Below are 286 nucleotides of genomic sequence, written 5' to 3'. Positions count from 1 at the left end.
ACGACGTTTGCTTTCCAGCGGTTTCAGCTCAAGCCCTAATCCGCTGAAAAACTCCCGCCCTTCCGAAGTCAGCTGAAGTGCATCCTGCTCTGAGTGTTCAAGATAATTACGCGCCGTCAGACCATTGAACAGCGTGACGCCCGCCTCACCTGCCAGATGATCGTAGCAAATCCGCGCCTCACGTAAGGCTACATCTTTCGGCCCTGTACGAACCCGCACGGCACCGGTGCGTTGTGCCAGCCCCATAAGCGCTTCAAGTACCTGTGCCACATCCGCACCCGACAGG

At 57.3% G+C, this 286-nt stretch carries 1 pseudogene; it reads right to left on the bottom strand.

Features of this window, described 5'->3' with window-relative positions:
- Window positions 1–286, bottom strand: a pseudogene (locus tag HBA93_RS20650) (transcriptional regulator); the annotation flags it as partial.

The organism is Ochrobactrum sp. SFR4 (genome assembly GCF_019730395.1).
Classification (GTDB): Bacteria; Pseudomonadota; Alphaproteobacteria; order Rhizobiales; family Rhizobiaceae; genus Pseudochrobactrum.
The sequence above is the reverse complement of the archived record's forward strand: the minus strand, read 5'-3'. Positions and strand labels throughout refer to the sequence as shown.